This window comes from Sphingobacterium nematocida, assembly GCF_900168125.1.
Classification (GTDB): domain Bacteria; phylum Bacteroidota; class Bacteroidia; order Sphingobacteriales; family Sphingobacteriaceae; genus Sphingobacterium; species Sphingobacterium nematocida.
In genome coordinates this window covers 166,102-173,272 of sequence record NZ_FUZF01000009.1, presented here as the reverse complement: position 1 = coordinate 173,272, position 7,171 = coordinate 166,102, and the positions used below count along the sequence as shown (strand labels likewise).

Below are 7,171 nucleotides of genomic sequence, written 5' to 3'. Positions count from 1 at the left end.
GCTAAATCCTGGCTGGATAATTGGACGAACTTATCTACTTTTTTCGAGTATGATGAGCAGGTCCGCAAGACTATTTACACCACTAATCCTATTGAAGGAATGCACCGTCAGGTCCGTAAAATTACGAAAACTAAAGGTGCATTCAGTTCTGAACAGGCTCTTATGAAGTTGATGTTCCTGATTATAAGGGACATCTCTAAAAAGTGGACAATGCCAATACACAACTGGGGCTTGACCATATCCCAACTTTACATTAAATTTGGGGATAGGCTCAAACTTGATAGAGGCTTTTAGATTTTGGTTAATTATCCAATGACACAGTTTGAGTTACACTCCCAAATATGTAGAAATATAACTACACAGATAGGTCTTTTAGTGTTATTTTGCTGTGTTTCAGTCTTGTTGTCGTTAGTGATGTAATCTTTTGGCACAAGTTTTGATTATCTAATATTAGATTGTAAAATACATTTTATTAATCACTTATAATTACAATATACTTCCTAAGCCCAATAATATGTGCGATATTATTGGGCTTTTCCTTTATCTATCTACGATTTCTTTTACCTTTTCGTTATAAAAATCGGTGTAATTAGCGGGTATCCTGAGCAATTTGTACCACTTTACGAATGCTCCTACAAATACAATTAGCATAAGAACCATCGCAAATACAGCTAATCCAGCCAACAAGTATTGCATATTGGGTAAATAAGTATTAAAAACTTGTTCATAGCCCGCCCAGAACGTAATAACTGCCATAAATATTCCCGGTATAGCTGTACATAATGCATACTTCCCCCTATCCATGCGGATGAGCATTGTTGTACAGACGATAAGACCACATGCGGCCAAAAGTTGATTACTAATGCCGAATAGCGGCCAAATACTACTTACATTTCCTGTATACACCAGATACCCCCAAGCAAAAGTGAATAAAAAGCTACTGATAAGGATTCCCGGTATCCAATTCTTGTCCTTAAATTGTGGCATAACATTTCCTAGCATCTCTTGAAGAAAAAAACGCCCGACACGTGTTCCGGCATCTATTGCCGTCAGAATAAAAACAGCCTCAAACATAATAGCAAAGTTGTACCAGTACGCCATTACATCGTCCATAAAAGGAATATTGTCAAAAATATGAGCCATACCAACCGCTAGTGACACCGCTCCCCCTGTTCGGCCATGTAGATCCACACCAATTTTCTCTATAAAATGATCCAGGTCTACGGTTATTAATTCAGGATGCTGTGTGATAAAACTTTCGTAAGCAGCAATAGGCGTATTTATTGCAAAATAGTCTCCGGGCATCAGCGTACACGCAGCGATTAACGCCATTAATGCGACAAAACCTTCGACAAGCATGGCTCCATATCCCACAAAAAGAATTTCTCGTTCATTTGCCAGCATTTTGGGGGTCGTTCCGGTAGCAATAACCGCATGAAAGCCAGAAATAGCTCCACAAGCAATTACAATAAAAATAAAGGGCAATACAGGGCCGCCGATGATTGGTCCCCCTCCAAACACAAAATCTGTGATAGCAGGCATCTGTAGGGTCGGCTGTACAAATACTATCCCTACTGCAAGCATTAATATGGTTCCGATTTTTAAATAGGTAGATAGATAATCTCTGGGGACCAATAATAACCACATAGGGAGTACCGAGGCTAGAAATCCATATACAGCAATAGCTATCGATATGGTATTAATATTCCAATGAAATAGATTACTTATCTGTTCATATTGCATTAAGTTATGTCCGCCGATGATACCAACAATCAGCAATAGGCCCCCAATTATGCTTGCCAGCGTTACAGAATCTTTACGATATCTCATAATTAAGCCCATTAAAATTGCAATTGGCATAGTGATGATTACTGTAAAAAGTGACCAAGATGCTTCGTGCATCGCACTTATACAAGCTAAAGAAAGACCTGCAAGTGTCAGTATGAGGATGAATAGCACAGCGATTCCTGTAATGGTTCCTGTTGTTTTGCCAATTTCCTTGTAGGCTATAGAAGCTAAACTCTCTCCCTTGTGTCTTATGGAGGCAAAAAGAACGATCATGTCGTGTACACCTCCTGCTAAAACGCAACCAATTAAAATCCAAAGCGTCCCAGGTAAATAGCCAAACTGAGCCGCTAAAACGGGCCCCACTAGTGGACCAGCGGCTGCTATAGCGGCAAAATGATGGCCAAATAGTACATTTCTGTTGGTAGAAACATAATCTTGACCGTCGGCAAATTCATGCGCTGGGGTAATATTTTTGTTGTTTAAGCGTAGTACTTTATTAGCCATAAAAATACCATAAAAGCGATATGCTATAGCGAATATTAGTAACGAAACGAAAATTAAGGTCAAGGCATTTATGCCATTTAGAAAGTCCATAGATTTAATATTTGATTACGATAGGGTAAAAATATAAATTAAATCAAAATCAAGATAATAATTATTAAAATAAATTAAAAATGTTTTTATTTCATTTTTGTTTGTGGAGCTGTCTATTTATTAACTTTGCTACACAATAATAAATTCAATGTGCATTAGTATTTTTTGTCTTGCGACATATGCTATTTAAAGTATGATAGAAAAACAGAATTTAAGACTATTTGATCTGGCTAGACGTCAGATTGAGTTGTATCCCAATTTGCCCATGTTTGGACACAAACATGACGGTCAGTGGCACTATCTCAGTACGCAAGATTTTTTGATCGAAGTGGATAAATTATCACTGGGATTGTTAGAGCTCGGTGTTGTAGCCGGAGAAAAAGTAGGACTCATTGCGGATAGTAGTGTGGAGTGGCACATGATGGATTTTGCTATACAGCAGATAGGTGCTGTTGTGGTGGCGATGTATCCCAATATCACCGACACAGATTATCAGTATATATTCAATGATGCTGAGGTTAAGCTTTGTGTAGTCGGAAATAAAGCATTATATAATCGGATTAGCAATCTAAAAACAAGTATTTACAGCTTAAAGTATATCTTTTGTATTGCCGAAGCTCCAGATGTTAGAAACTGGGCCGAGTTAAAAGGATTAGGTTTGCATAAAGACGTCAATCTTCTGGATAGCTATCGAGATCAGATTTTACCGACAGATTTAGCGACTTTGATTTATACCTCTGGTACGACTGGGAAGCCCAAAGGTGTAATGTTGTCTCACGATAATATTATCTTCAATGTTTTGTCAGCTAGAGATATTACACCTTGTCAGGCCTTTGATCGTGGTCTTACTTTTCTTCCTCCCTGTCATGCCTATGAGCGGATGGTTATTTACACCTATATGTATATTGGTATTACAATTCATATTGCTGAGTCGTTAGAAAAAATAGGACAAAATCTTGGCGAAGTGAAGCCTCACATTATGACCGCTGTACCTCGTATATTGGAAAAGGTTTATGAGAAAATAATGAGGACAGGTCATGAGCTGTCTGGAATCAAACGTAAAATATTTGACTGGGCAGTAGATATTGCTGATATGTACGACCCGAATCCGGCCAAGAGAAGCTCTATTTATAATTTTAAGTTATCCCTAGCGCGCAAACTAGTATTAAGCAAATGGTATGATGCCTTGGGTGGGCATCTCATCACTGTAGCATCTGGATCCGCTTCTTTGCATAACAAACTCGCACGCATGTTTTTGGCCGCTGGCATCCCTATATACGAAGGTTACGGAATGACCGAAGCCTCTCCTCTTATTGCGGTGAATCATTATATTAATGGCATACGGATTGGAACCGTCGGACTTCCTGTAAAGTATGTTGAGGTAAAGTTAGCGGCAGATGGCGAAATACTCGTCAAAGGGCCTAATGTGATGATGGGGTATTACAAAGATCCAGAAGAGACCAGTAAGACGATTGTAGATGGATGGCTGCACACCGGAGATATTGCAGTTCTAGAAGAGGGACGATTCATCAAGATTATCGACCGTAAGAAAGAGATGTTCAAGATATCAGGAGGCAAGTATGTGACACCACAGCCCATCGAAAAGCGCCTCGTCGAGTCGCCCTTTATCGAACAGGCAATGGTAATTGGTGATGGGCAGAAGTTTGCATCGGCATATATCGTTCCCAATTATTCCAATTTATTAGAATGGAGCCGAAACAATGCTCCAGATATAGCGAACCTTCCCAGAGAAGAATTTCTTAAACATGAGGTTGTTTTGAAGAAAATAAATAATGAAATTCGTGTGGCCAATCAACATTTTGGAAATTGGGAACAGATTAAGAAGCCTATAGTTTTGATGGAAGAGTTTACCATCGAAAGCGGAGAGCTAACTCCAACTCTCAAAATGAAACGTAAGGTGATTCTAGAAAAGTATAAAAACTTGTTTGACGATTTGTACCGTTCTGCCTAAATGAAATACCATGTCGGGAATCAAGAAAAGAATAGATAGTTTTAAGTTTGCACTTAATGGACTCAAAATCCTGTTTAAGGAAGAGGTGAATGCTAAAGTACACCTTGTATCTGCAGTTTTCGTTTTGATTTTAGGCTTTTTGTTTGATATCAGTCAAAACGAATGGATGGCGATTCTGTTGGTTATAGCGATGGTAATAAGTGCTGAGTTGGTAAATACTGCTATAGAGTGCCTTTGCGATTTTGTATCTCCCGAAAAAAGAACCGTTATCAAGAAAGTGAAGGATCTAGCAGCAGCAGCGGTTCTCGTTGTAGCTATCGTCGCACTAGTTATTGGAATAATCGTATTCGGACCGAAGATTTTGGCTCTGATTTAATTGAGGTTGTCTTAGAACTGACCTTGTGTCCTTATCCTGAAATTCGGATAAGAACTTGAGAAAACGTTTTGAGACAACCTCTATCTTTTATTAGTCACAGCCTTGTGGACCACAACTTGGCGCATTCTGATCCGCAACAAGCTGAATCGTATTGTTATCAGACCATTCAGAGAGCGCTTTGATCAAGGTTTGCTCAAATAATTCCTGGGGTTGAGCACCCGATATAGCGTACTTACGGTCATAGACGAAGAAAGGGACTCCCTTGACTCCTATCTGTCTCGCTTCATGAATGTCCATCTTTACTTCATCCTCGAAATCCCCACGTTCCAAAGCTGCAGCCATATCATCTTTATCCAACTCCAATTTTATAGCCAGTTCTTTCAAGGTCTCTAGATCATCAACATTCTTACCATCTGTAAAATAGCTTTGGAATAATAACTCTTCAGCTTCCAATTGTTTACCCTGTTTTTTTGCGTAATGGGCAAACATATGGGCGCGAAAAGAGTTTGCTACCACAGATTTGTCCATGTTATATTCCAAGCCTTCAATAGCAGCCATCTCAGTCACCTGCTTGTTTAGCTGTCTGGCCTGTTCTATGCTCATCCCCTTGTGTTTCGCTAGATAATCATTAATACTGATGGTTGTGTCGGTTTGTAGGTCTGGATTTAACTGATAGCTCTTCCACTCTATTTCGATCCGATCCTTATTCGGTAGTGTTTCTAATGATTTTTCCAGTTTCCTCTTCCCGATATAACAGAATGGACACATTATATCACTCCATATTTCGATTTTCATTTGCTCCATAGCTTGATATTTTAGTAATACAAAGATAAAGATATTGCTTGGCCTAAAATCGAGTTCAAAACAAATATGACAGCAAGCAAACACGAAATATAATGTAACATAAGTCACGTTGCGAGCTACATAATCGTTGTAACTTTACAGTAGGAAAGACGGATTAACGAACCATAATTATTATCTTTCCACGGATTGGAAATTTATTTTTAAGTTTTAAAGGTATTGAAATATGAAAGTAGAGCAGATTTATACAGGATGTTTAGCGCAGGGTGCTTACTATATAGTCGCTAACGGTGAGGCCGCTATTATTGATCCTTTGCGGGAGACCAAACCTTATTTGGATCTGCTTGCAAAGGATGCGGTAAAGCTCAAATATATTTTTGAGACGCATTTTCATGCAGATTTCGTTAGCGGTCATGTTGATCTGGCCCGACAGACAGGAGCTAAGATTGTCTACGGTCCTACTGCCAATCCATCTTTCGATGCCATCATTGCAGAGGACAATGAGATTTTTGAGATCGGTGATGCCAAGATTAAAGTACTCCATACACCAGGACATACTTTAGAAAGCTCTTCTTATCTTTTAATCGATGCCAATGGTGCTGAGATAGCTCTTTTTAGTGGCGATACACTTTTCTTAGGCGATGTGGGGCGGCCAGATTTAGCACAGAAGGCAGCTAGTATGACACAAGAAGATCTTGCTGGTATGCTGTATGAAAGTCTTTACAATAAGATACTCCCTTTACCGGATTCGATTATGGTTTATCCCGCCCATGGTGCAGGATCTGCATGTGGCAAAAACATGATGAAAGAAACTATGGATAGTTTGGGAAATCAAAAGAAAGTCAACTATGCATTGAATCAACCTTCAAAAGAAGCCTTTATTAAAGCTGTCACAGACGGCTTGCTTCCTCCTCCAGCCTATTTTGGAATGAATGTATCGATGAATAAGCAAGGCTATAATAGTTTTGAAAAAGTGTTAGCGCAGGGATTACGCGGATTATCTCCTTCAGAGTTTGAAACAATGGCCGAAAACACGGGTTCATTGGTCTTAGATACACGACCTAGCGGAGAATTTGCGCAAGGATTTATCCCAAAATCAATCAATATCGGACTTAAGGGCGATTTTGCGCCATGGGTCGGAGCTATGATAGTTGATGTGAATCAACCAATTTTATTGGTGGCAGATCCGGGTACCGAAGAAGAAGCGGTAACTCGGTTGAGTCGTGTAGGATTCGATAATGTTGTTGGCTACCTTTTTGGTGGGTTTGAAGCTTGGAAGGGTGATGAAAGAGAGATTGATAATGTCCATCGAATCACTGCCCAACAATTCGCTATTGAAGCTCTAAGCAATGGTGATAAAATTGTCGATGTCCGGAAAGAGAGCGAATACGCTGCGGAGCATGTTGATCAAGCCTATAGCAAGCCTTTGGCCTATCTTAATGATTGGATAAAAGATATAAACCCCGAAGAACACTTTTATCTACATTGTGCCGGTGGGTATAGAAGCATGATTGCGGCTAGCATTCTGCATGCGCGGGGATACCGTAATTTTAGCGAAGTCGAAGGTGGTTACAATGCGATTAAAGAAACTGAGGTTCCGCGCACATATTTCGTCTGTCAGAGTAAAATATTGTAACGCG

Annotated in this window: 6 protein-coding genes; 4 read left to right on the top strand and 2 right to left on the bottom strand. The window is 39.6% G+C overall.

Going from position 1 to position 7,171, the window contains the following annotated elements; genetic code table 11:
• The coding region (locus tag B5X76_RS11460) for a transposase (protein WP_139375283.1) at positions 1-294 on the top strand (294 nt) is incomplete at its 5' end.
• A gap of 246 nt (positions 295-540) precedes the next feature.
• Here the strand turns inward: B5X76_RS11460 and B5X76_RS11455 are convergent.
• Positions 541-2,382, bottom strand: a complete 1,842-nt coding sequence (locus B5X76_RS11455) for a carbon starvation CstA family protein (RefSeq protein ID WP_176141046.1) — start codon at positions 2,380-2,382, stop codon at positions 541-543.
• A 193-nt stretch (positions 2,383-2,575) separates the two neighbouring features.
• Here B5X76_RS11455 and B5X76_RS11450 point away from each other — a divergent pair, with 193 nt between their 5' ends.
• The gene (locus tag B5X76_RS11450; RefSeq protein ID WP_079643250.1) at positions 2,576-4,354 is read left to right on the top strand and encodes an AMP-dependent synthetase/ligase; all 1,779 of its coding nucleotides are present in this window, start codon (positions 2,576-2,578) and stop codon (positions 4,352-4,354) included.
• A gap of 10 nt (positions 4,355-4,364) precedes the next feature.
• Complete coding sequence (locus B5X76_RS11445) at positions 4,365-4,730, top strand: diacylglycerol kinase family protein (protein WP_079643249.1); 366 nt, start codon at positions 4,365-4,367, stop codon at positions 4,728-4,730.
• A 90-nt stretch (positions 4,731-4,820) separates the two neighbouring features.
• Here B5X76_RS11445 and B5X76_RS11440 read toward each other — a convergent pair whose 3' ends face one another.
• On the bottom strand, positions 4,821-5,534 hold the full coding sequence (locus tag B5X76_RS11440; RefSeq protein ID WP_217699650.1) for a DsbA family oxidoreductase: 714 nt from the start codon (positions 5,532-5,534) through the stop codon (positions 4,821-4,823).
• Between the two features lie 223 nt (positions 5,535-5,757).
• Here B5X76_RS11440 and B5X76_RS11435 point away from each other — a divergent pair, with 223 nt between their 5' ends.
• Positions 5,758-7,167, top strand: coding sequence for an MBL fold metallo-hydrolase (locus tag B5X76_RS11435; RefSeq protein ID WP_079643248.1), 1,410 nt, complete (start codon positions 5,758-5,760; stop codon positions 7,165-7,167).
• Positions 7,168-7,171 lie beyond the last annotated feature (4 nt).

Bases quoted from the DNA above. Each gene is read 5' to 3' on its own strand.
- B5X76_RS11455 (WP_176141046.1), bottom strand. From the start codon at position 2,382: ATGGACTTTCTAAATGGCATAAATGCCTTGACCTTAATTTTCGTTTCG.
- B5X76_RS11450 (WP_079643250.1), top strand. From the start codon at position 2,576: ATGATAGAAAAACAGAATTTAAGACTATTTGATCTGGCTAGACGTCAG.
- B5X76_RS11445 (WP_079643249.1), top strand. From the start codon at position 4,365: ATGTCGGGAATCAAGAAAAGAATAGATAGTTTTAAGTTTGCACTTAAT.
- B5X76_RS11440 (WP_217699650.1), bottom strand. From the start codon at position 5,534: ATGGAGCAAATGAAAATCGAAATATGGAGTGATATAATGTGTCCATTC.
- B5X76_RS11435 (WP_079643248.1), top strand. From the start codon at position 5,758: ATGAAAGTAGAGCAGATTTATACAGGATGTTTAGCGCAGGGTGCTTAC.